The organism is Paraburkholderia antibiotica (genome assembly GCF_012927125.1).
Lineage (GTDB): Bacteria > Pseudomonadota > Gammaproteobacteria > Burkholderiales > Burkholderiaceae > Paraburkholderia > Paraburkholderia antibiotica.
Genome location: NZ_JABBFZ010000006.1, coordinates 40,196 through 62,793, shown reverse-complemented (window position 1 = coordinate 62,793; position 22,598 = coordinate 40,196). Strand labels below are relative to the sequence as shown.

The window sequence follows — 22,598 nt, the reverse complement described above, 5'->3', positions numbered from 1 at the left end:
TTATGCGATTTTCATTGTGGTTGCGGCGCAGCATAGTGTCGAAAAGGAACCAACGATGAACGCACGCACCCACCACACGACCCTGGCCCTGGCTGGCGCCTTCCCCATGCCGTCCTTCGTCACGACGGCATCGAGCCTCTCGGTGCCTTACGTCGAGGCCGGTCAGGGCGAACCGATGGTCTTCGTGCACGGCTCCCTGTGCGACTACCGTTACTGGACACCGCAACTCTCGGCGCTCGGCGAACACTTCCACTGTCTCGCGCCCAGCCTCGGCCACTACTGGCCCGAAGCCGACGCGTACGGCCGCGCGGAATTCAGCTGGGAAGCGCACGTCGCCGAAGTGGCCGAGTTCATCGTCGCGCTCGATCTCGCACCCGTGCATCTGGTCGGCCACTCGCGCGGCGGCTGCGTCGCGTTCCATCTCGCGCGCGAATTCCCGCGGCTCGTCAAGACGCTCACGCTCGCGGACCCCGGCGGCCCGTTGCAATCGCCGTCGGATCGCGCGCCGGCCACGATGCCCGCCGCCACCAATGCGCTGCGCACGCGCGTCGCGGAACTGATCGACCAGGGCGAGTTCGACGCGGGCCTGACGATGTTCGTCGACTCGGTCAGCATGCCGGGATTCTGGAGCAAGAGCACTGACAGCTTCCGCCGAATGGCGCTCGACAACGCGCTCACGCTGCCCAAGCAGTTTCTCGACCCGCTGCCGCCCTATACGCCGGAAAGCGCGCGCGACATCAAGTGCCGGACCTTGCTTATCGACGGTCAGAAAAGCCCGCGTATGTTCCGCAATAACGTCGACCGGCTCGAACAATGGATCGAGTTCGCCGCGCGCGAAACGATTACGGGCGCATCGCACGGCATGAACGTCGCGAACCCCGGCGCGTTCAATCGCGCGCTGAAGGCGTTCGCGAGCTAAGGCGCACGCTCTTCCAGCACAACCTCAGCGTCCGACGCGCGCCTGCAAGTGCGCGGGATACCGGTCGCCTTGCACGGTGATATCGGCGAACGCGGCTTCGATCTCGCGCAGGTTGTCGGCCGTCAGCGCAACGTTGGCGGCGCCGATATTTTCATTCAGCCGATGCAGCTTCGTCGTGCCGGGAATCGGCGCGATCCAGGGCTTTTGAGCCAGCAGCCACGCAAGCGCGATTTGCGCCGGCGTTGCGTTCAGCCCAGCCGCGATCTGCTTGAGCACGTCCACCAGCACCTGATTGGACTGGCGGTTCGCTTCCGAAAAACGCGGCACGACATTGCGGAAGTCGGACGGGTCGAAGTGCGTGCTTCTCGTGATCGCGCCGGTCAGAAAGCCTTTGCCGAGCGGACTGAACGGCACGAAGCCGATGCCGAGCTCTTCGAGCAAAGGCAGAACCTCTTTCTCCGGCTCGCGCCACCATAACGAATATTCGCTTTGCAGCGCGGCGACCGGTTGCACCGCATGCGCGCGACGGATCGACTGCGCGCCCGCTTCCGACAGCCCGAAGTGCTTCACCTTGCCCTGCTCGATCAGCTCCTTGACCGTCCCGGCGACCTCTTCCATCGGCACATCGGGATCGACGCGGTGCTGATAAAGAAGGTCGATGCGATCGGTGCGCAGCCGCTTGAGCGCGGCGTCGGTCACCGCGCGGATGTTGTCCGGCTTGCTATTCACGCCGTTCTGCACCTCGCCGCCTTCGAAGCCGAACTTCGTCGCGATCACGACCTCGTCGCGAAACGGCTGTAACGCCTCGCCCAATAGCGCTTCGTTCGCGCCTTGCGCGTAGGCTTCGGCCGTGTCGAAAAACGTCACGCCGTGATCGAAAGCGGTACGGATCAATCTGATCGCATCGGCCTTGTCGGTGGCGGGACCATAGCCATAGCTGAGTCCCATGCAACCGAGACCGATCGCGGACACTTCCAGTCCGCTGCTACCAAGAATACGTTTTTGCATCGCTCGACTCCTTATTCCTGCACGGCCACGTCGGCCCGATATTGCGCGTCCGTCACCTTGTCCAGCCACGTAGCGGGACTGCCATTCAGCGTTTCGGCGATGGCGATATGCGTCATCGCCGTGCCCGGGGTCGCGCCGTGCCAGTGCTTTTCTCCCGGCGCGATCCAGACGATGTCGCCCGGCCGGATTTCCTCGACCGGTCCGCCTTCGCGCTGCACCCAGCCGAGCCCCGCGGTCACGAGCAGCGTCTGACCCAGCGGATGTGTATGCCATGCGGTGCGCGCGCCCGGCTCGAAGGTGACGGTCGCGCCGCCCGTGCGGGCCGGCTGCTGCGCCGCGAACGGCGCATCGATTCTGACCGTGCCGGTGAAATAGTCGGCAGGTCCGGTCACGGACGGCTGCGAGCCGCATTTCCTGATATCCATCGATGATCCTTGTGTCGAAGAGCTAACCTGACTGCCAATCTAACAGCGCGGATTCCTGAGAAAAAGAGCTAGAATCGGCATGAAGTTAGAAGACAGGCTTATCAATGGCGCGCTCCGACCTGGCCGATATCACGGCCTTTCTCTCCGTTGCCCGCGAGGGCAGCTTCACGAAGGCAGCCGCCAAACTCGGCGTGTCGCAATCGGCGTTGAGCCAGACCGTGCGGAATCTGGAAGCTCGGCTCGGGCTGCGGCTGCTGACGCGAACCACCCGCAATGTTTCGCCGACGCAAGCCGGCGAGCGGTTGATCGAGGCAGTCGGCCCGCGGCTCGATGAGGTCGAAGCCGAACTGGCCGCGTTGAGCGCGTTGCGCGACAAGCCGGCCGGTACCGTGCGCATCGCCGCCGGGGACTACTCGGCGGAATGGCTGCTGTGGCCCGTTATCGAACGTCTGCTGCCCGACTATCCGGACATCCACATTGAAATCGTCGTCGACAACGGTTTGACCGACATCGTCGCGCAGCGGCTCGATGCCGGTGTCCGGCTCGGCGAACGGGTCGCCAAGGACATGGTGGCGGTGCGCATTGGACCCGACATGCGGATGGCGGTGGTCGGCACGACCGCTTATTTCAAGCGATACCCGAAGCCGAAAACGCCTTGGGAGCTGACCGCGCACAACTGCATCAACCTCCGGCTACCGACGGCCGGAGGACTCTACGCTTGGGAGTTTGCGAAAGGCGGGCGTGAGTTGAAGGTGCGCGTGGAAGGGCAACTCGTCTTCAATACCGCGACGATGGCGCTCAAGGCCGCGCTGGCCGGCGCCGGTCTCGCCTTCGTGCCGGAAGAACGCGTGATGCCGTATGTCGGCAGCGGCGAGTTGGTGCGGGTACTGGCCGACTGGTGCCCGTCGTTCGCGGGCTTCCATCTGTACTACCCGAGCCGGCGACAGCCGACTCCGGCTTTTGTGGTGGTGGCGGAGGCGTTGAGGAAGGGGGTGTAGGAGCGAGGCGCCTACGATTGCGCGAGCCGGGGCGCCCTAACGTCTCTCACGTAATAGATATCCCATTCCGCTTCTTCGATCTTCAGGAAGCCATGCCGCTGATAGAAACGATTTGAAGCGCTACCGCGAAGCGCGCCGACCTTGACCGGCATCGATCGGGCATCGGCATCGGCGAAGACAGACGCCAGCACCGCCGAACCGATTCCCTTTCCCTGATGTTGCGGGACGATGTACAGGTGGTCCAGCGCGAGATAGTCGTCGACCGGTCTTGCGAGAACAAAGCCGGCGCATGCGCCATCGACCAGAATGAATCTGCAGAACGCCGGATCGAACGACGCCAGGAAGCGATCCCTCGCCCGTTGAGGATCGAAGCGTCCGATCTGCTCCAGACTCTCGCGCATGGCCTCGATGCGAATCTGTACCAAGGCGTCCACATCATGATGCGTGGTACCGACGAACGTTACTTTCATCTGCTCTACCCTCTCACAACGTCATCACCATCTCATGCCACGCCATCCCACCGTGGTCGGATTCGGACGGCCGCACGTACTGATAGCCGAATCTCTTGTAGAGCTCGACGTGGCGGTCTTTGCACATCAGGTGGATCGTCGCTTTACCCATCGCGCGCATCGAGTCGATGAACGTGCGCATCATCAGGCTCGAATAGCCCTTGCCCTGCTCGGCCGGGTCGAGCACAACGGACATGATCACGACGTTGGGCGCGGCGGCATCGTGACCGACGAGTTCCTTGAACGCCTCATCCGACATAACGACATCGTAGGCGCAACCCGAATTGATGAAGCCCGTCACACGTTCATCGATTTCCATCACGAGGAAACCCTCCGGATACTGCGCGATGCGCGTGGCGATTTTTTCGCGCGTTGCGGCTTCGTCGCCCTCGTATGCGGAGATTTCGATTTCATAGCAACGGTCGACGTCGGTCGGCAGCGCGTGACGAAAGCGGATGGTGTTGCTCATGGCGGTGCCCGATATGCGGATTCGAACTCGCGATGATAGCGCGACGCGAGCGACCGAACGCCCCCCTCATGCGAACTCGTCGTGTTGAGGCAAATCGTCCGTAATGTCATGCCACGGTGCCTTCGAGCCCACAAACATATGGGCGGTGGGACGAATGGCGGGCGCATCCGTCAACGTCCCCAACGTGACGTGGGCATATTCGCCATTTCGAACCACCGAGAACAGCAGGCTTCCGCACACCTTGCAATGCACGTCGTGCGATGCCTGTGCATCGCCGAAAATCAGCAACGTGTCTTCGCCCTGCGTGATACGCAGCTTGTCGCGCTCGATCCCCGCGAACGGCTTGAACGCAGAGCCGGTCGCGCGTCGGCAGTTCGAGCAATGGCAGTTCAGCGCGTAGACGAATTCGTCTTTGACCGCGTAATGGACGGCACCGCAAAGACATCGGCCGGCGAGTGACGGTTTCATGGCTGAGGCTCCAGACATTCAGACAGACGGCAAAAAGCGCCGCGCATCGATGGGTAGACAACACAGCCATGATTATCGACGCGCCGAACGCGCGATGTCGAACGATCGAATCCAGACGCTTCCGCTTCACCAACGGATCAGCGTAGGGCATCAGCGCCTGAAAAGCACCTGCGCGGTCCCGGTCTCGATCGGCGAAGACGTGTGCTGATGCACGATCTTCCACCCTCCACCGGCCTGCCTGAGCGCGAGACTCAGCCGGTTGTCCATCGAGCGCAACGCCGCGCCGTTGGTATCGACGGCCTTGTAATTCACAAAGGCATGCGCAACGGCAAGCTCTCCGGCGACGCTCGTTTGCACGTCGCTGAAATCGACTATCACGCGTTCCGTGCCGAGCGAGCCGAACCAGCCCTCCACCATCTGCCGCCACGACGCGACATCCTCGTACGACCAGGCGCCCCACATGTCGAAGATGCGCACCTCGCGATCGTATAGCGCGACGAACGCGTTGACGTCCTTAGCGAATACCGCGGCCTGATAGTCCTTCAGTACCTGTAGAACCGGATTGTCGAGTGTGTTCACGGCGGGTCCTCCCGGGTTCGATGACGATGGCGGTCAGCATTCGCGGAAAGCGGCAAATCCGCGGCACTGACCGGTTGCCCTGCAAAAATCACGACGATCGACTCACCACGAAATCGACATTCAGGCCGAGAAAATCTGCGGATTCTTTCACCCTACTCCTCCCCCACCTTCGCCCTCCGCCCCTGCCTCACCTGATCCGCGAACAGATCGATCACCACTCCGCGCAACCAGCGGTTGCCCTCATCCTGCTGGACCCGTTCGTGCCACAGCAGATGGATCGGCGCGGCAGGCAGCGTCATCGGTAATCCGCGCAGACTCAGCGAGAATGGCTCGGCCAGTTGCAGAGCCCGTCGCTCCGGCACCGTCGCGATCAGATCGGTGCGCTGCAGGATGTAACCGACGCTCATGAAATGCGGCACCGTTAGCCGCACCTGACGCCGAACGCCGCGCCGCTTCAGCGACTCTTCCACCTGACCGTGCCCGGTGCCGGCCGATACCACCACCAGATGCTCGGCCTCGCGCCAGCTGGCGAGCGTGAGCGGCACCTCTTCGAGCGGATGACCGCGTCTGAACAGGCAGACGTAGCGCTGATCGAACAGACGGCGCTGATAGAAACCGCCCTTCAGTTGCGGCAGCAAACCGATCGCGAGATCGACCCGGCCATCGGCCATCTGTTCGCCGAGATTGACGCCGCTGTGACGCACCGTATTGAGCGCGACGCCCGGTGCTTCCCGCGACAATCGTTCGAGCAGCGCGGGCAGAAACACCACTTCGCCGATATCCGTCATGCCGATGGTCATCGTCGACGTCGCGCGCAGCGGATCGAAGCCGGTCACCGGATTCAGCGCGCCGCGCAGCGTCGCGAGTGCCTGCGCGACCGGTTCCGCCAGCCGCAGCGCGAACGGCGTGGGCACCACGCCGCCCGGCCCGCGCACGAACAGCGGATCGCCCAACCGGCGACGCAGCTTCGCGAGCGCATTGCTGACGCCGGGCTGGCTCATGTTCATCTGCTCGGCCACGGTCGCGACGCGCCGCTCCTGCATCAAGCGATGGAAAAGCAGCAGCAGATTAAGATCGATCTCGCCCAGTTCCATGGTTCCGGCCTTCCGAGGTTCATTCAATTCAGTGATGAAGCAGATTTCCTCCATTTTATTGTGGAATGAGAGTCGGCCACCGAGAATAGCCACACGGCGTACGCATTCGACACGCCACGAGCGGCCAGCGTCGCCTCGCCTACCAATCTGAATAGCGGAGACACCTCATGAAGCAGAACGATCTGAAAATCGCCATCGTCGGCGCCGGCATCGGCGGTCTGACGCTTGCGCTCGCCCTGCGCGAACACGGCATCGATGCGCAGCTCTACGAGCAGACCGACGAGCTTCGCGAGGTGGGCGCGGCCGTCGCGCTGTCGGCCAATGCGACGCGCTTCTACGATCGGATGGGCTTGCGTGCCGCCTTCGAAAAGGTCTGCGCGGAAGTCCCCGCCCTCGTCTATCGCGACGGCCGCAGCGGCGAAGTGATCGGCCATCATCGCGGCGCGCCGGACTATCGCGGGCAATTCGGCGGCTCGTATTGGGGTGTGCATCGCGCCGATCTCCAGGCGATCCTGTCCAGCGCGGTCGGTCTCGACCGCATCAAGCTCGGCCATCGGCTCGTCGAGCTGACCCAGAACGCGGATCGCGTGGAACTGACGTTCCAGAACGGCGAGCGCGTCGAGGCCGATCTGGTGATCGGCGCCGACGGCGCACGTTCTCTCACGCGACGCTGGATGCTCGGCTACGACGACGTGCTGTATTCGGGCTGTTCCGGTTTCCGTGGCGTGGTGCCGGCCGAACTCATGGATCTGTTGCCCGATCCCGAGACGATCCAGTTCTGGGTCGGACCCGGCGGTCATCTGCTGCACTATCCGATCGGCGACAAGGGCGACCAGAATTTCCTGCTGGTCGAGCGTCATCCGTCGCCGTGGCCGTCGCGTGACTGGGTCATGCCGGCGAGCGAGGGCGAGCAGTTGCGGCTCTTCAAGGACTGGCATCCGGCCGTGGTGCAGATGATCACGGCGGTACCGATCAGCCAGCGTTGGGGTCTGTTTCACCGTCCGCCGCTCGGCCGCTGGAGCAAGGGCCGCGTGACGCTGATCGGCGATGCCGCGCATGCGCTGGTGCCGCACCACGGCCAGGGCGCGAATCAGTCGATCGAAGACGCGGTGGTGCTGGCCGACCAGCTCGCGAAGGCGGGAGCGGGAAACTGGCGCGCGGCACAGGAAGCTTACGAGCGTCTGCGTCGAGGCCGCACGCGCAAGGTGCAATACGCGTCGATTTCCACCGCCGACGTGCTGCATCTGCCCGACGGCCCAGCAGCATCGGAGCGCAACGCCCGCCTCGGCTCGCGCGAACGTGTGCTGCATCACCTCGACTGGATTCACGATTTCGATGCGCTCTCGCAGGAGCCGAATGAACGTCAGGGCGGCACCTGGCTTTAAGCTGCGGCATTCCAGGTCGCTGTAAGCGGGGGATTCTTGCCTGACGGCATCCGATCAGTCGAGCCGTATCACGAGGAGAGCCGAACCGGCTCTCCTTTTTCATTGCCGCGTCGCACGCGTGCACATAAGCGGCAACGCAGCATGAGCGGCGAATGCGTTCGGTTCGCTGAGCCTGTCATGCCACACCGCGGTTGACCATCCATGTTCCACGTTGTAAACCTATGGCGATCGTCGCCCGACCCATCCGGCGAGGCACCGATGAAACGCGCGTTTTACACGATCGGCCACTCCACCCGTTCATTGCAGGACTTCGTCGCGCTGCTGAAAGGCGAGCAGATCGCGATGCTGGTCGACGTGCGCAGCATTCCGCGCTCGCGCACCAATCCGCAATTCAATTGCGACACGCTGCCCGCATCGCTCGCGCCCGAGCATATCGATTACGTGCATCTCGCGGCGCTTGGCGGGCGTCGTAGCAAGCGCAAGGACGACACCCCGTCGCCGAACGGGTACTGGACCCATCCGGCGTTTCGCAACTACGCGGACTACGCGATGAGCGACGCGTTTCGCGAAGGATTCGCGCAACTGCTGACGCTCGGACAGCGGCAGCGCTGCGCGATCATGTGCTCGGAGGCGGTCTGGTGGCGCTGTCACCGGCGTATCATCACGGACTATCTGCTGATGCACCGCGAAACCGTGCTGCACATCCTGGACGCGCACCACACGAACCCCGCCACGATGACGCCGGGTGCGCAGCCTCAATCCGACGGCACGCTGATCTACCCGGCTCAGCAGGAAACCTGAACCGACTCCCGGCTAATCGCCTTTCAGTCGCCCCTGAGTCTCCCGCCCGTCACATCGCTCCACCTTATATGGCTGTGACGAAGACACCCACTTCCCCACCTTCCTCGCTCGACACCCTGCTGCTCGAGATCCGCGCGTGCACGCTGTGCGCGCCGCAGTTGCCGCACGCGCCCCGCCCCGTGTTGAGCGCGTCGGTGGAGTCACGCGTGCTGATCATCGGCCAGGCGCCGGGCGCCAGGGTTCATGCGTCGGGTGTGCCGTGGAGCGACGCGAGCGGCGCGCGGCTGCGGACGTGGCTCGGCGTCGACGATGCAACGTTCTACGACGCCTCGAAGTTCGCGCTCGTACCGATGGGCTTCTGTTTTCCGGGGCGCGGCGCGAGCGGCGACTTGCCGCCTCGCCCCGAATGTGCGAGCCGCTGGCATCGCGAGTTGCTCGCGCAGATGGAGTCGGTGCGGCTCACGCTGCTGATCGGCCAGTACGCGCAGCGCTTCGGGCTCGGCGACGCATTCGGCCCGACCCTGACGGATACGCTTCTCCGCGGGTCGAAGTTCGGGCCGCGCATCATGCCGCTGCCGCATCCGTCGCCGCGCAATATCGCGTGGTTCAAACGCAATCCGTGGTTCGAAGGCGAGGTGCTGCCGGCCTTGCGCGAGCGGGTCGCGGCGGCACTGACTTACGGCGCCCGCGGCTAGCCAGCAGTGCGCCTGAATTCATGGTAAGGTACGCGCCGTTCGTCAAGAACCCGTTCTCGGGGCGGGGTGAAATTCCCCACCGGCGGTAATCGTCTTTCGCAAGACGTAGCCCGCGAGCGCTCTGGTGCTGCTCCCATTGCGGCGACAGAGGTCAGCAGACCCGGTTGGATTCCGGGGCCGACGGTATAGTCCGGATGAAAGAGAACAGGACGGCCAGCCTGCTCGCGCATGCGGGGAGACGGCCGTCCTTCGCCCTGTTCACACAAACAGGCTGAAGTCCATGAACACATCTTTCTTTTTTTCCAACGAACGTCCGCGTATCGCGTTCATCCAGGCATGCTGGCATCGCGACATCGTCGATCAGTGCAAGACCTCGTTCCTCGAAGCGATCAAGGAATACGGCTATAGCGCCGACGATATCGATCTGTTCGAAGTGCCCGGCGCGTTCGAAATTCCGTTGCACGCGAAGCGTCTTGCGCAAAGCGGCCGTTACGGCGGCATCGTCGCCGCGGGTCTGGTGGTGGACGGCGGCATCTATCGGCACGAGTTCGTCGCGCAAGCGGTGATTACGGGACTTATGCAGGTGCAGCTCGAAACGGGTACGCCGGTCTTCTCGGCAGTGCTCACGCCGCACCATTTCCATAGCGGTGAAGAGCACGTGAAGTTCTTCCGCGAGCACTTCGTCGTGAAGGGCGCGGAGGCCGCACGCGCATGCGCCGAAACCGTGCGCAAACTGTCGGAGCTGGTCGCGCGATAACTCGCCCTACCCGTTCGATACGTGGCCGCGAACTCACACACGGTCGCGGCCACGCCAACTCAAACGAATACGGCCGGTTCACCGTCGAGGCGAACCGGCCGCTAAACGCATCACGCGTCGATCAGAAATCGATCTTCGCGTTCACGCTGACCATGCGCGGATCGCCCGGCGCGATGTAGTCCGAGTACTGATACATCCAGTAGCGACGATTCGTGATGTTGTCGATCGCCGCGCGCAGCGTCACATCGTGCCCACCAATGCGGGTCAGGTAGTTCGCGCCGACGTTCACGATCATGTAGCCGCCCGTCTCCAGATCGCCCGCCGGACGCACCTTGGTGCTGCCCGTGAATTTCGCGGCGGCGCCGACCTGCAGACCCGGAAGCTGCGGCACGTCATAGGTCACGCGGCCGGAGGCCACGAATTGCGGCGCACCGGCGACGCGATTGCCGTTGTAGGCCTGCCCCTTCGCATACCACGAGTCGAGCAGCATCATCGAGCCGGCCACCTTCCAGTTGCGTCCGAGCTTCACGCTGCCAGCCGCTTCGACGCCTTGATAGATCGAATTGCCGTCCTGCACGTAGACGTTCTGATCGTTTGCATAAGACGCGCCGCGTTCGATGCGGAACAGCGCGGCCGTCGCGCTCCAACGCTCCCGCTCGGTCTTGATGCCGACCTCGTACTGACGCGAGCGCAGCGGATTCAGCAGCGCTCCGCCGTTCGCGTAGATCGTATTGACCAGCGCGCCCTGCTCCAGCGCCTCCACGTAGCTCGCGTAGAGCGTGGTGTACGGATCGAGCTTGTACATCAGCGCGGTCGTCGGCGTGAGCACGCCGTTCTGACCGTACCGCGACGCAAGCGAACCGTCGAGGTTATAGGTTTCCTGATCGTAGTTCGTGTAGCGCACGCCGGCGAGCAGCGACAGGCGATCCGTCAGCTGGACCGTATCGCTCGCGAACAGCGACTTCTGCGTGATCTCGCTAGCACGGTACGTCTCCAGACCCGCACCTGAGTAGTAACGCCACGGGTTCGGCTGGAACAGATTGCCGTCGCCCAACGTGAAGTAGTGCGAAACAGAGCTGTAGTCGTTGGTCTGATGCTGATACGCCGCGCCGAACACCAGCTGATGCGAGAAGATGCCAGTCTTCACCTTGCCTTCGAACATGCCCTGCCAGTAGATATCCTGGTGAGCTTCGTCGCCGTTCCAGCGGTTGTCGGTGTAGTCGCCCGCCTGGTTCAGCAGCGTCAACGTGCTCTCGTTACGATCGCGCGACGACTTGCTGTAGCTCATCGACGTGTTGAACGACCAGTTCGGCGTGATCTGATATTTGACGCCCCCCGTGTACAACTGCAGGTTCGTATTCAGATGCTGATCGGTGCCGCCGAGAAAATTGCTGCCGCCGCTGATCGTCGCGGGCAGGCTCGTGCCGACATAACTGCCGGTATAGATCGCGGGCGTCTGACCGCTCGAGCGGCTTTGCTGATAGATCGCGTTGAAGTAGACACTAAGGTCGCGCGTGAGCTGACCGTCGAGCGCGACCGCCAGCGAATTGCGGTTGATGTCGCCCGCGTTGTAGGTCTTGCCCGCCTCGTGCGTGTAGTTGATGCGCGCGCCGAACATGCCGTCCGGGCCGAAGCGCCGGCTCAGGTCCGCGTGCTGGCTGAACACGCTGTCCATCCTGTAGCCGACCGAGACGCTCGTCACCGGCTGGTCCGCCGGCTTCTTCGTCACGTAGTTGACCATCCCGCCCGGCTGCGCGAAGCCATACATGAAGCCACCGAGGCCCTTCAGCAGTTCGACTCGTTCGAGGTTTTCGTAGGGCATCGTGATGCCGTACGAAATGAACGGATTGCCGTCGATACGGAAGCCGTTCTGCCAGTCGATCGGCAAACCGCGAATCGAAATATAGGTGGCCCACGCGCTATACGCGCTGCTGTTGTCGGTGACCGACGCGTCCCCCGCGAACACGTCGCCGAGCTTGTTCGCCTGGCGGTCGGCGAGATCTTCGCCGGTCACGACCGTGGTCGAAAACGGCGTCTCGAGCTGGGAGCGCGAGCCCAGCGCGCCGGACGACACAGGCGTGCGCAGGTTCAACGGCGAATCGCTCTGCGCGCTTGCGCTGACGTTGACGGCCGGTAATGCCCGTTCCGCCCCGCTTGCCGCTGGCGCTCCCGACGTCGGCGCGGCGGTACTGGCGCCCGGCGCCGCGGCTTCCCCGCTCGCGGCGCTTTGGGCTAACGCAGCTTGCGCCGCGCCGGCAAAAGCCAGCCAGACGGCAATCTGCAACGGACGATGAAGGGAGAGTCTTCCTGTACGTGTGTTCTTTTGATTCTTCATGTCTACCAGCGAACGAGCGCCTCCGTCAGTATGAGAATGAGATTGATTCTTATTCCAAGAGAGCGCGATAGTAGCAAAGGCTTATGCCTTTTGAAAGCATTACGACCTGATTCGAATGGCTTGCAGTGGTAACGGCGCGACAGCCGCGGCTTTCCCGCGGCGCTAGCCCGGACAGCGACTTGCCGCGTGAGGCCCCATCGTCAGAAGGGTTTTTACGAGACAAAATCTCGAAAAAACGACGCCGTCGAGGAGCTGATCGGCGCGGCCAAAGCAAGCCCTCTGCCATCCGTGGCCGACCCGAGCCGGCTGGACTTTCGCGTCGATACGGCGCGTCGCTGCGCGATGCGTGGCGAATCGAGCCATTGATTCGGATTCCTACCGACACCGCGATTTGGCTCTTGCGATCCTTCAACAAACTTCCTATGATTCGCCAACAAGAATGAGATCCATTCTCATTTGATGCATTTCTCAGGTCGTCTACGTCCTGCCGCACAGCCGTCTGACATCTCTCCGATTTCCGTCCATCGATGAGGCATCTCACCATGGTCTTATCCGGCCAAACAGGAAGCTAACCATGAGTACACCTAATGTTTATTCAGGAATTCAAGCAAGGCAGACGCATGCCGCGACGCAGCCCGCCGTGCTCGACTTCGTCGCGATCGGTCTGGGGCCGTTCAATCTGAGCCTCGCGTGTCTCGCCGAGCCGATCCGCGATCTGCACGGCCTCTTTCTCGAGCGCAACGAAGACTTCGACTGGCATCCCGGCATGCTGATCGACGACACCACGCTGCAGAATCCCTTTCTCGCCGACCTCGTCAGTCTCGCCGACCCGCAGAGCAAGTTCAGCTTCCTCAACTACTGCAAGCAGGAAGGCAAGCTCTACGCGTACTACATCCGAGAGCGCTTCTATCTGAGCCGCGCCGAGTACAACCGCTATTGCAAATGGGCGATCGGGCAACTGTCCAGTATCGCGTTCGGCTCGAACGTCGAGACCGTCGAATACGATGCCGAGCATGCGCATTACGTGGTGAGCGGCCGGCACGTACGGACCGGCCAGCCGTTCGTGCATCGCGCGAAACGCCTCGTGGTGGGCGTCGGCTCGGTGCCGCAACTGCCGTCCTGCTGCGAAGACACACGCGAGCGTTGCATTCACAGCGCGCAATACGTCGCGCGTAAAGAGGAGTTGCAGCACAAGCGCTCGATCGCGGTGATCGGCAGCGGCCAGAGCGCCGCCGAAATCTTCTACGACCTGCTGAAGGAAAGCGACGAGCACGACTACTCGCTCACGTGGATCACCCGCTCGCCACGCTTCTTCCAGATGGAGAACACCAAGCTCACGCTGGAGATGATCTCGCCGGATTACATCGACTATTTCTACAACCTGCCGGATGGCGTGCGTGAAAGCATCATCGCGAAGCAGGACAGTCTTTACAAAGGCGTGAACGCGTCGCTGATCAACCAGATCTACGACCTGCTCGACGACCGCCGCAGCCGGGGCCATCAGAACGCGCGGCTCATCACCAACTCCGAGATGACCGGCTGTCATTACGACGCCGTCGACGACCGCTACCACCTGCGCTTCGTGCAGCGCGACGAAGGCGTGCAATACACGCACGTGACCGATGGCGCGATCTTCGCGACCGGTTATACGCAGAACGTGCCGCGCTTTATCGACGGTATTCGCGAGCGCATCCGCTGGGACGACAAGGGCCGCTATCGGCTGTCGCGCAACTACGCGATCGACGTCAACGAACGCGACGTGTTCGTACAGAACGCCGGGCTCTACAGCCATGGCCTGACCAACCCCGACCTCGGCATGAGCTGCTACCGCAACTCGTGCATCCTGCGCGAAATCACCGGCGTCGAGCACTACAAGATCGAGCGACGCATCGCATTGCAGGACTTCTCGGTGCCGGACACCGACGCCTTCGTGAAGGCGCCGCTGGAGGCCGAATGAGTTTGCGCAACATGATCATCCTGATGACGACGTTTGCCGTCATCAGCGACGCGATCCTCATTCCGTTCTACCCGCAGTTCTTCGCCGCGCGCTATGGTGTGACGAGCCCCGTGCATGCGGGCGCCTACGTCGCGTTCATTTCGATCGTCGTGATGCTGACGCTGCCCGTGTGGGCGCGCATCGCGAAGCGGCTCGACGCGATGCACCTGCTCGTCTATACGCAATTCGCGGCCGGCGTGCTGTCGCTCGCGAGCTACTGGGCGCCGACGGTGCCGCTCTTCTGGGTGCTGTCGCTCGCGATGTTTATGTGCAAAAGCAGCTATCTGCTGATGTATCCGTACATGATGCGCTTCGAGCCGAAGGAGTCGCACGCGCATACGATCGGGCTGCTGTCGGTGGTCGTGCACTTCGGCGCGATCGCGGGCGCGGTGGCGGGCGGCTTCGTGATGCAGGTCTGGGACGCGCACACCTGCATCTTCGCAATGGCCGCCGGTGACTTCGCGCAGATGTTCATCTGCCTGTGGCTGATCCGCGCCCATGCGATCCCGCGACGCTGCCGCTTCGCTGACGAAGCCCACGCCGGGACACCCGCCGGGATGCACGCAGACGCGCACACCGCGCGCCGCACGCTGCGCGACCGTCTGCCGATCTTGCGGCTCGCGCTGCTGATGCTCGCGTTCGATTTCTGCGTGTACCTGATCCGGCCGTTCATGTCGTCGTACTGGCAAAGCGTCAGCGGCTCGCCGAGCGAACTGGTGTCGGGCGCCGTGTTCGCGATTCCCGGCATGGTCGCGCTGATCGCGTTGCGCATCAACAAGCGGATCGCCGACGCGGGCCGACGGCTGCCGGATCACATGATCGGCAACCTGCTGCTGTGCACCGTGGGACTGCTGCTGCAAGGCATCGAGACGCCGCTCGCGATCATCGTCGGGCGCGTGCTGTTCGGCTGGGCGTTCTTCCAGATCGTCGTGAAGCTCGACGTGACGATGTTCGCGCTCAGCAAGCCCGCTTCGTATGCAGCCGACTTTGCCGTGGTCAATTTCTTCCAGAACCTCGGCGTGTTGCTCGCGTCGTTCGCGGCCGGCGCGATCGTCGATGAAACCGGCTTGCGTGCGCCGTTCTTCGTCGCCTCGGCGGGGCTCGTGCTGACCGGCCTGCTCAGTCTCTGGCTGCTCGAACGCGCGCCGGCCACTCAACCGGCTAATCAACCCGCAGGACAACCCGCGAATGCCGCGCTCGCCGACGCGACGCTTGCCCCCGAACTTGTCGAACCAGGAGCCCCTGCCCATGCGAACTGACATCGTCGCCGACGAAATCGCGCTGCGCTACGCCGCGCCCTTGCCTGCCGTCCAGCGCTCGCCGCGCGTCGCGGGACTCTCCCGCAGCACCGCCAACGACTTCGAGATCCGCGCGCTCGACGTTGCGCGTGACGCGCCGACGCTGCATCGCTGGTTCATCGAGGAACGCGCGGCGTTCTGGAACATGCGCGACAAGAGCGTCGACGAAGTCGCCGCGTTCTATCAGGCGATCCAGGATTCCGGCCATGCACAAGCCTGGATCGGCAGTCAGCACGGCGCGAGCGCGTTCCTGTTCGAAAGCTACGACCCCGCGCACGACGAAGTCGGCGAGCACTACGCGCCGCTGCCGGGCGACCTCGGCATGCATCTGTTCGTCGGACCCGCGACGAAGCCTGTGCCCGGCTACACGCAACACGTATTCCGCTCGCTGATGACGTTCCTGTTCGAGCAACGGGACGCGATGCGTATCGTCGTCGAACCGGATGCGCGCAACACGCGCATTCATGCACTCAATCGCGCGATGGGCTTCGTCTATGCGAAGAACGTCGCGTTCCGCGAGAAAACCGCGTCGCTGGCGTTCTGCACTCGCGCGGATTTCTACGCTACTCAAACCACTCCGGAAAAGGATCAATCGCAATGACTTCGACGACCCAACTGACCATGCAACAAGCCACCCAGAACGTGATGCTGAACCCGCCCGAGGCCGCCGCGCATCTGACGCCGGCAGTGTGGCGCAACGCCAACCGCATGCTGGTGCGCAAGGCGCTCGCCGAATACGCGCACGAGCTGATCGTCGAGCCGCAACGGATCGGCGACGCGGCGGCCGAGCATCACGCCCGCTACGAAGTGAAATCCGACGACGGCACGCGCGTCTACACGTTCGACGCGCGCCAGCTGGCGCTGCGCCACTGGAGCATCCGGCCGGAATCGATCGTCTGCACGAAAGACGGCGTCGAACAGCCGCTCGACGCGCTCGCGTTCATCCTCGACGTGCGCGCCCGCCTCGGCATCAAGGAAGAGATGCTGCCGATCTATCTCGACGAAATCAGCAGCACGCTGTACGGCGCCGCCTACAAGGCCGTCAAGGAGGGACCCGACACGCCCGATCTGCTGCACGCGGATTTCCAGGCGATCGAGACCGCGATGAGCGAAGGGCATCCGGGCTTCGTCGCGAACAACGGCCGCCTCGGCTTCGACGCAGGCGACTACCGTGCGTTCGCGCCCGAGGCCGGCTCGACGATCCAGGTGATCTGGCTGGCTGTCCACAAGGACAATGCCGCGTTCCATTGCTCGGAGGATCTCGACTACGCGCGCCTGATGGACGAAGAACTCGGCGCATCGACGGTGGCGAAATTCCGCGCGATCGTCGAGGCGCGCGGTTGCGATTTCGACGACTATCACCTGATGCCCGCTCATCCGTGGCAGTGGTTCAACAAGCTGTCGATCGCGTTCGCGTCTTACGTCGCGACGAACCGGATCATCTGTCTCGGCTACGGCGAGGACCGCTATCTCGCGCAGCAGTCGATCCGCACCTTCTTTAACGTATCGGACCGCTCAAAGCGCTACGTGAAGACCTCGCTGTCGATCCTCAACATGGGCTTCATGCGCGGCCTGTCGCCGTACTACATGTCGGGCACGCCGGCGATCAACGACTACATCAAGGGTCTCGTCGACGGCGACGCGTATCTGCGCGGCCAGGGCTTCACGATTCTGCGCGAAGTCGCGTCGCTCGGTTTCCGCAACGGCTACTACGAAGCGGCCGTGCAAACGGATACGCCGTACAAGAAGATGTTTTCTGCGCTGTGGCGTGAAAACCCGCTCGCGCATGCGGGCGAGGGCCAGCGCCTGATGACGATGGCCGCGTTGCTGCATACCGATCGCGATGGCCGCGCACTGCTGCCCGCGTTGATCGAAGCGTCGGGGCTCGGCGTACAAGCGTGGCTCGACCGCTATATGGAAGCGTATCTGGCGCCTCTCGTGCACTGCTTCTACACGTACGATCTCGTCTTCATGCCGCACGGCGAAAACCTGATCCTGGTCCTGGAAAACCACGTGCCGGTGCGCGCGATCATGAAGGACATCGCGGAAGAATCGGCGATCCTGAACAAGGACGCGAAGCTGCCCGACAACGTCAAGCGGCTCGCGGTCGACGTGCCCGAGCGCGTGAAGCTGCTGGCGATTTTCATCGACGTGTTCGACGGTTTCTTCCGCTACGTGAACCAGATTCTCGTCGAGCATGGCTGCTGCACCGAAGACGTGTTCTGGAACGCGGTCGCGCGTTGCGTCACGCGTTATCAGGAAGCGCATCCGCAGCTCGCGCAGAAATACGCGGAATACGACATGTTCGCGCCGGAGTTCCTGCACTCGTGCCTGAACCGCCTGCAGCTCGGCAACAACCTGCAGATGGTCAATCTGTCCGACCCGGCCGGCAACCTGAAGATGGCGGGCAACCTGCACAACCCGCTCGCGGGCCGACGCGCGGCAGACCGAACCGCCGACGCGGGCGTGCTCGCGGAAGCCGTCGAGGCCTGAGCATGACGGCGCGCCCTGCACTGGACCATCTGCTGCGGCTCGCCGCGAGCGTCGTGCCTGGCCTGCGCGGCGTAGTCGCCGACGGCCCGCGTGTGATCGGCACCCTCGACGCCATCGGCACTGTCAGCACCGCCGAAGCCGGACGCGGTGGCGTCGCGCAACAACGCCCCGCTGCGGACGACGGCAATCGCGCCGCGCTCGAAGCCCTGCTCGCGCACTGGACCGACGCCTATCCCGAGGCTGGGCGCGCGTACTGGTCGCTGCGCTGTTGGGGCATTCTGATCTGGCAGCCGATCTACCTGAGCGTGATCGGCGCGCATACGACGCAGCGCGTGCTGTCGCTCGCGCGCTTCGAGCAGCCGATCGAAAACGGCTGGACCCGCGAAGTGCGCGTGCCCGCTCACGAGCCGGCGCAGGCGGAGCCCGCCGCGCTGATCGAACTCACCGCGCGCGAAATCGTCGCGTGTTGCACGCAGAGCTTCGACGATTTATCGCGCGTGATTCGCGTCAATCCGATCGCCGCCGCGGGCATGCAGGCCGACTGTGTGCTCGCGGCGCTGCTGGCGGTACGCGCCGTGCATCCCGAGTGGGATCACGCGCACGTCGAAGCGCTCGGCGAGCGTTGGCTCGCGGCGCTCTCGCTCGACGGACGCGGCGGCTTCTTCGCCTACACGCGCAGCGACCGGTCGAGCGCCCTCGCGCTCGATCGACAGACCTGCTGTTATCACTATCGGCGGCGCGACGGCGAACTCTGCAGCACCTGTCCACGGCTGCAGAAGTGCGAGCGCATCGCCCGTCTGAATGCGGAGCACGACGCCGCGGCGGCCGCATGAATGCACCCGCATCGACACACGCGCATGCCGGAGCGCGCGGCGCTCCAACGAAAGGAAACGATCGATGAACGACATCAGCAACCTGCCCCATCTCGCCCTGACGGACGACGTCGGCGACGGGGACCTTCCACTGCCCGCGAGCGCGTACTTCGACGACGCGCTGTTCGAGCTCGAGATGGCGCGCATCTTCGCGAACTCCGCGCTCTACGTTGGCCACGAGCAGTCGGTGCCGAATCCTGGCGACTGGCGACGCCTGCCGCAGGACGAAGGCGGCCGCGTGCTGGTACGCAACGCGGGCGGCGTGCAGTTGCTATCGAACGTATGCCGGCACCGCCAGGCACTGATGCTCGGCGGCGAGGCTGGCGACGTCAGCGGCTCCAGCCACACCAGCGGCAATCTCGCGGCGACGGGCGGCAACATCGTGTGTCCGCTGCATCGCTGGACCTATGACGGCCGGGGCGAACTGATCGGCGCGCCCGAATTCGAACACAAGCCGTGCCGCAATCTCGAACGCTTCGGTCTGAAGCATTGCCACGGACTCCTCTACGAAGGACCGCGCGAACCCGCCGACGACATGGCTCGCGTGTTCGCGCGTCTCGAGTTCGATTTTTCCGGCTACGTGCTCGATCACGTCGAAACGCACACGTGCCATTACAACTGGAAGACCTTCATCGAGGTCTATCTGGAGGACTATCACGTCGCGCCGTTCCATCCCGGCCTCGGCAAGTTCGTGACCTGCGACGACCTCGACTGGGAATTCGCCGACACCTACAGCATGCAGCGCGTCGGCGTGCACAACGCGCTCGCGCAGCCGGGCTCGGACATCTACCGGACGTGGCACGATCGACTGCTCGAGTATCGCGGTGGCGAAGCGCCGTCGTACGGCGCGATCTGGCTCGCGTACTTCCCGACGCAGATGATCGAGCTGTATCCGCATACGCTGGTGGTGTCGACGCTTTATCCGAAGGGGCCGCAGGAGACGCTGAACGTCGTCGAGTTTTACTACCCCGAGGACATCGCCGCATTCGAGCGCGAATTCGTCGAAGCGCAGCGTGCCGCCTATCTGGAGACCGTGGTCGAAGACGACGAGATCGCCGAGCGCATGGATGCAGGTCGGCTGCGCCTGCATCGGCGCGGCACCAGCGACGCCGGGCCGTATCAGTCGCCGCTCGAAGACGGCATGCGCCACTTCCATGCGTGGTATCGGCGCGCGCTGGCACGGAGTGCGCCGGGGATCGGGCGTCGAACGTGGGAGATGCGGGTGGTTTGAGAGCCGGCGCGCAAGCTCGGCGCATCGCTCAAGCTCATTCGATCCGCTGAACCCATTGACTGCGCCAGGCCGGTGCCTCGAACGGATCCGAGAAGTACTGCGTCTCGTGGACGACCTTGCCCGCGCGGAACTCCATGATGCTGATCGTGTAGGCGATCCGGTCCTGATAGGCGATGGTGTACTCGGTTATCCAGAGATCGCCGTTCCCCTGAATTCGCCTGACGGCGAAATTCGACGGCTTGCCGGGATGATGACCGCGCAGCGCCTGAAGATTGGCCCGGCCGACGATTCGTTCACCTGATTGGGGATAATCGCAGATGGCGTCGTCGGCGTAGATAGCATGTTCCGCGTCGAGATCGCCGGCGGCCGACGCCCGCCAGTGTACGTCCAGCTCTTCACGTAGGCTGCCTTGCTGCATGGAACGCCTCCATCCAGATAGCGTTGATACGAAGCGGCCGGAACACCGCCGCTTCGTACATCGAGGGCGTTGTGTGGATTGCCGCGTTTTAGCGGCTATATCAACGGGCAATCTACCGACAGCGCTCACGGCAGCATAGGCGACCTATCTCCGTCTCGCAAGCCGCACACCGTCGACACGAATCGAAATAACAGAACTTCGAAATCGATATTGGACGCCTGCTCTCCCTGATCCGAAGATGACGCCTGTCGTTGCGTCGCGCGCCTCGCCGCCGATGCACGCTCATCGATACGAAAAACAGGAGACGACGTGGTCAAGCGATACCAGCTCTATATCGGCGGACGGCGCGAGGACGCGACCGGCAATCGAACGCTACCGAGCACCAATCCCTATACCGGCGCCGTGTGGGCCGAAATCCCCGATGCCAGCGCGGCCGACGTCGCGCGCGCGGTCGCCGAAGCGAATCGCGCGTTCCAGCAAAACTGGCGCCACACCCCCGGCGTGCTGCGCGCCGGTCTGATGCAGAAGCTCGCCGCGCTGATCGAAGCCAACGCCGAGCGCATGTCCGCGATCGAGAGCACGGACAACGGCAAGATCGTCCGCGAGACGCGTCCGCAGATGTTGTGGGTCGGCCGGCAACTACGTTATTTCGCCGGCTATGCCGACAAGCTGTTCGGCCAGCAACTGCCGCTCGATCAGCCGAACACGCTCGATTACCTGTCGCTCGAACCGTACGGCGTGGTCGGCCTGATTACCGCGTGGAATTCGCCGCTCGCGCTGCTCGCGAACAAGCTCGCCCCCGCGCTCGCGGCGGGCAATTGCGTGGTCGTCAAACCGTCCGAGCATGCGTCGGCGTCGACGCTCGAATTCGCGGCACTGGTCGAGGAAGCGGGCTTTCCGCCCGGCGTGTTCAACGTCGTCACGGGCGGCGCGGAAACCGGCCGCGCGCTGGTGGACGACCCGGGCGTAGCGCTGGTGAGCTTTACAGGCAGCCCGAACGTGGGCCGCCATATCGCCGCGGCGGCCGGACGGCGTCTGGTGCCCGTGAAGCTGGAGCTGGGCGGCAAGTCGCCCAACATCATCTTCGACGACGCGGATCTCGACAAGGCAGTGGTCGGCGCGCTGGCCGGCATTTTCGGCGCCACGGGACAGACCTGCGTGGCCGGCTCGCGCCTGCTCGTGCAGCGCGGCGTGTATCAGCAGGTAGTCGAGCGGCTCGCGGCGCGCGCCGCCACGATCCGCATGGGCGATCCGCTCGCCCCCGCCACCGAGATGGGCGCGGTCGCCAACGAACTGCAGTACCGGCGCATCCTCGCCGCCATCGACGCCGCGAAGGACGCCGGCGGCAGACTCGTGACGGGCGGCCGTCGCGCGAGCGGTCCCGGCCTCGAACACGGCTACTTCATCGAGCCGACGATTTTCGCCGACGTCGACAATCGCAGCGAACTGGCCCAGGAAGAAATCTTCGGCCCGGTGCTCGCGATCATCCCGTTCGATACCGAAGCGGAAGCCATCGCGATCGCCAACGACACCCGCTACGGCCTCGCCGCCGGCATCTGGTCGCGCGACATCTCACGCGTGATGCGGGTGTCCAGGGAAATCCGCGCCGGCAGCATCTGGGTCAATACGTATCGGGCGCTCGCCGCGCAGGCGCCGTTCGGCGGCTTCAAGGAATCGGGCATCGGCCGCGAACGCGGCGAAGCCGGTCTGCACGAATACATGACGACCCGCAACGTGATGATCGATTACTCCGAGGGCGTACGCGACCCGTTCGCGATCCGTACCTAAGTTCACTTAGACAGACGGGCGGCGCCTCGCGCTCGCCCTTTCAGCAGTCAATCCACGACA

22 protein-coding genes and 1 riboswitch are annotated in these 22,598 nt (G+C 63.8%); of the genes, 13 read left to right on the top strand and 9 right to left on the bottom strand.

Going from position 1 to position 22,598, the window contains the following annotated elements; translation table 11 throughout:
• Nucleotides 1-55 precede the first annotated feature (55 nt).
• A complete protein-coding gene (locus HHL14_RS12850) occupies nucleotides 56-919 on the top strand; it encodes an alpha/beta fold hydrolase (protein WP_169497991.1) in 864 nt (287 codons plus the stop codon).
• A gap of 24 nt (nucleotides 920-943) precedes the next feature.
• Here the strand turns inward: HHL14_RS12850 and HHL14_RS12845 are convergent, their stop codons facing one another.
• On the bottom strand, nucleotides 944-1,927 hold the full coding sequence (locus tag HHL14_RS12845) for an aldo/keto reductase (protein WP_169497990.1): 984 nt from the start codon (nucleotides 1,925-1,927) through the stop codon (nucleotides 944-946).
• Between the two features lie 11 nt (nucleotides 1,928-1,938).
• The gene (locus tag HHL14_RS12840) at nucleotides 1,939-2,352 is read right to left on the bottom strand and encodes a (R)-mandelonitrile lyase (RefSeq protein ID WP_169497989.1); all 414 of its coding nucleotides are present in this window, start codon (nucleotides 2,350-2,352) and stop codon (nucleotides 1,939-1,941) included.
• Between the two features lie 104 nt (nucleotides 2,353-2,456).
• Here HHL14_RS12840 and HHL14_RS12835 point away from each other — a divergent pair, with 104 nt between their 5' ends.
• Nucleotides 2,457-3,350 (top strand): LysR family transcriptional regulator, encoded by an 894-nt coding sequence (locus tag HHL14_RS12835; RefSeq protein ID WP_169497988.1) that lies wholly within the window; start codon nucleotides 2,457-2,459, stop codon nucleotides 3,348-3,350.
• Nucleotides 3,351-3,361: 11 nt separating this feature from the next.
• Here HHL14_RS12835 and HHL14_RS12830 read toward each other — a convergent pair whose 3' ends face one another.
• From HHL14_RS12830 to HHL14_RS12810, 5 genes are all read right to left on the bottom strand, one after another.
• Nucleotides 3,362-3,820 (bottom strand): GNAT family N-acetyltransferase, encoded by a 459-nt coding sequence (locus HHL14_RS12830; protein ID WP_169497987.1) that lies wholly within the window; start codon nucleotides 3,818-3,820, stop codon nucleotides 3,362-3,364.
• 13 nt (nucleotides 3,821-3,833) lie between these two features.
• Nucleotides 3,834-4,328 (bottom strand): GNAT family N-acetyltransferase, encoded by a 495-nt coding sequence (locus HHL14_RS12825; protein WP_169497986.1) that lies wholly within the window; start codon nucleotides 4,326-4,328, stop codon nucleotides 3,834-3,836.
• A gap of 66 nt (nucleotides 4,329-4,394) precedes the next feature.
• A complete protein-coding gene (locus HHL14_RS12820) occupies nucleotides 4,395-4,796 on the bottom strand; it encodes a GFA family protein (RefSeq protein ID WP_169497985.1) in 402 nt (133 codons plus the stop codon).
• Between the two features lie 150 nt (nucleotides 4,797-4,946).
• Nucleotides 4,947-5,375 carry a YybH family protein gene (locus HHL14_RS12815; protein ID WP_169497984.1) on the bottom strand — a complete coding sequence of 143 codons (429 nt, stop codon included), beginning with the start codon at nucleotides 5,373-5,375 and terminating at the stop codon, nucleotides 4,947-4,949.
• A 152-nt stretch (nucleotides 5,376-5,527) separates the two neighbouring features.
• Nucleotides 5,528-6,469 (bottom strand): LysR family transcriptional regulator, encoded by a 942-nt coding sequence (locus tag HHL14_RS12810; RefSeq protein WP_169497983.1) that lies wholly within the window; start codon nucleotides 6,467-6,469, stop codon nucleotides 5,528-5,530.
• 167 nt (nucleotides 6,470-6,636) lie between these two features.
• On the opposite strand from HHL14_RS12810, the gene HHL14_RS12805 reads away from it, so the two are divergent.
• The 4 genes from HHL14_RS12805 (at nucleotide 6,637) to HHL14_RS12790 (ending at nucleotide 10,107) form a co-directional block, all read left to right on the top strand.
• Nucleotides 6,637-7,854: an FAD-dependent monooxygenase gene (locus HHL14_RS12805; protein WP_169497982.1), complete on the top strand. Its 1,218-nt coding sequence runs from the start codon at nucleotides 6,637-6,639 to the stop codon at nucleotides 7,852-7,854.
• A 258-nt stretch (nucleotides 7,855-8,112) separates the two neighbouring features.
• Nucleotides 8,113-8,655, top strand: a complete 543-nt coding sequence (locus tag HHL14_RS12800; RefSeq protein ID WP_169497981.1) for a DUF488 domain-containing protein — start codon at nucleotides 8,113-8,115, stop codon at nucleotides 8,653-8,655.
• A 68-nt stretch (nucleotides 8,656-8,723) separates the two neighbouring features.
• Nucleotides 8,724-9,350, top strand: a complete 627-nt coding sequence (locus HHL14_RS12795; protein ID WP_169497980.1) for a uracil-DNA glycosylase family protein — start codon at nucleotides 8,724-8,726, stop codon at nucleotides 9,348-9,350.
• Nucleotides 9,351-9,398: 48 nt separating this feature from the next.
• Nucleotides 9,399-9,560: riboswitch (FMN riboswitch) on the top strand.
• A 70-nt stretch (nucleotides 9,561-9,630) separates the two neighbouring features.
• Complete coding sequence (locus HHL14_RS12790) at nucleotides 9,631-10,107, top strand: 6,7-dimethyl-8-ribityllumazine synthase (RefSeq protein WP_169497979.1); 477 nt, start codon at nucleotides 9,631-9,633, stop codon at nucleotides 10,105-10,107.
• A gap of 121 nt (nucleotides 10,108-10,228) precedes the next feature.
• Here HHL14_RS12790 and HHL14_RS12785 read toward each other — a convergent pair whose 3' ends face one another.
• Nucleotides 10,229-12,442: a TonB-dependent siderophore receptor gene (locus HHL14_RS12785; protein ID WP_230413015.1), complete on the bottom strand. Its 2,214-nt coding sequence runs from the start codon at nucleotides 12,440-12,442 to the stop codon at nucleotides 10,229-10,231.
• A gap of 574 nt (nucleotides 12,443-13,016) precedes the next feature.
• Here HHL14_RS12785 and HHL14_RS12780 point away from each other — a divergent pair.
• From HHL14_RS12780 to HHL14_RS12755, 6 genes are all read left to right on the top strand, one after another.
• Nucleotides 13,017-14,399, top strand: a complete 1,383-nt coding sequence (locus tag HHL14_RS12780; protein ID WP_169497978.1) for a lysine N(6)-hydroxylase/L-ornithine N(5)-oxygenase family protein — start codon at nucleotides 13,017-13,019, stop codon at nucleotides 14,397-14,399.
• Nucleotides 14,396-15,697 carry an MFS transporter gene (locus HHL14_RS12775; protein WP_169497977.1) on the top strand — a complete coding sequence of 434 codons (1,302 nt, stop codon included), beginning with the start codon at nucleotides 14,396-14,398 and terminating at the stop codon, nucleotides 15,695-15,697. Before HHL14_RS12780 ends, HHL14_RS12775 begins: the two co-directional genes overlap by 4 nt.
• Nucleotides 15,687-16,337, top strand: a complete 651-nt coding sequence (locus HHL14_RS12770; RefSeq protein ID WP_169497976.1) for a GNAT family N-acetyltransferase — start codon at nucleotides 15,687-15,689, stop codon at nucleotides 16,335-16,337. The genes HHL14_RS12775 and HHL14_RS12770 overlap by 11 nt, the downstream gene beginning before the upstream one ends.
• On the top strand, nucleotides 16,334-18,229 hold the full coding sequence (locus HHL14_RS12765; RefSeq protein ID WP_329601651.1) for an IucA/IucC family protein: 1,896 nt from the start codon (nucleotides 16,334-16,336) through the stop codon (nucleotides 18,227-18,229). The genes HHL14_RS12770 and HHL14_RS12765 overlap by 4 nt, the downstream gene beginning before the upstream one ends.
• 2 nt (nucleotides 18,230-18,231) lie before the next feature.
• Nucleotides 18,232-19,062, top strand: a complete 831-nt coding sequence (locus tag HHL14_RS12760; protein WP_169497975.1) for a siderophore ferric iron reductase — start codon at nucleotides 18,232-18,234, stop codon at nucleotides 19,060-19,062.
• A gap of 64 nt (nucleotides 19,063-19,126) precedes the next feature.
• Complete coding sequence (locus HHL14_RS12755) at nucleotides 19,127-20,332, top strand: aromatic ring-hydroxylating oxygenase subunit alpha (protein WP_169497974.1); 1,206 nt, start codon at nucleotides 19,127-19,129, stop codon at nucleotides 20,330-20,332.
• Between the two features lie 34 nt (nucleotides 20,333-20,366).
• Here the strand turns inward: HHL14_RS12755 and HHL14_RS12750 are convergent, their stop codons facing one another.
• On the bottom strand, nucleotides 20,367-20,750 hold the full coding sequence (locus tag HHL14_RS12750; protein WP_169497973.1) for a nuclear transport factor 2 family protein: 384 nt from the start codon (nucleotides 20,748-20,750) through the stop codon (nucleotides 20,367-20,369).
• A 309-nt stretch (nucleotides 20,751-21,059) separates the two neighbouring features.
• Here HHL14_RS12750 and HHL14_RS12745 point away from each other — a divergent pair, with 309 nt between their 5' ends.
• Nucleotides 21,060-22,538 carry an aldehyde dehydrogenase gene (locus HHL14_RS12745; protein WP_169497972.1) on the top strand — a complete coding sequence of 493 codons (1,479 nt, stop codon included), beginning with the start codon at nucleotides 21,060-21,062 and terminating at the stop codon, nucleotides 22,536-22,538.
• Nucleotides 22,539-22,598: the final 60 nt, after the last annotated feature.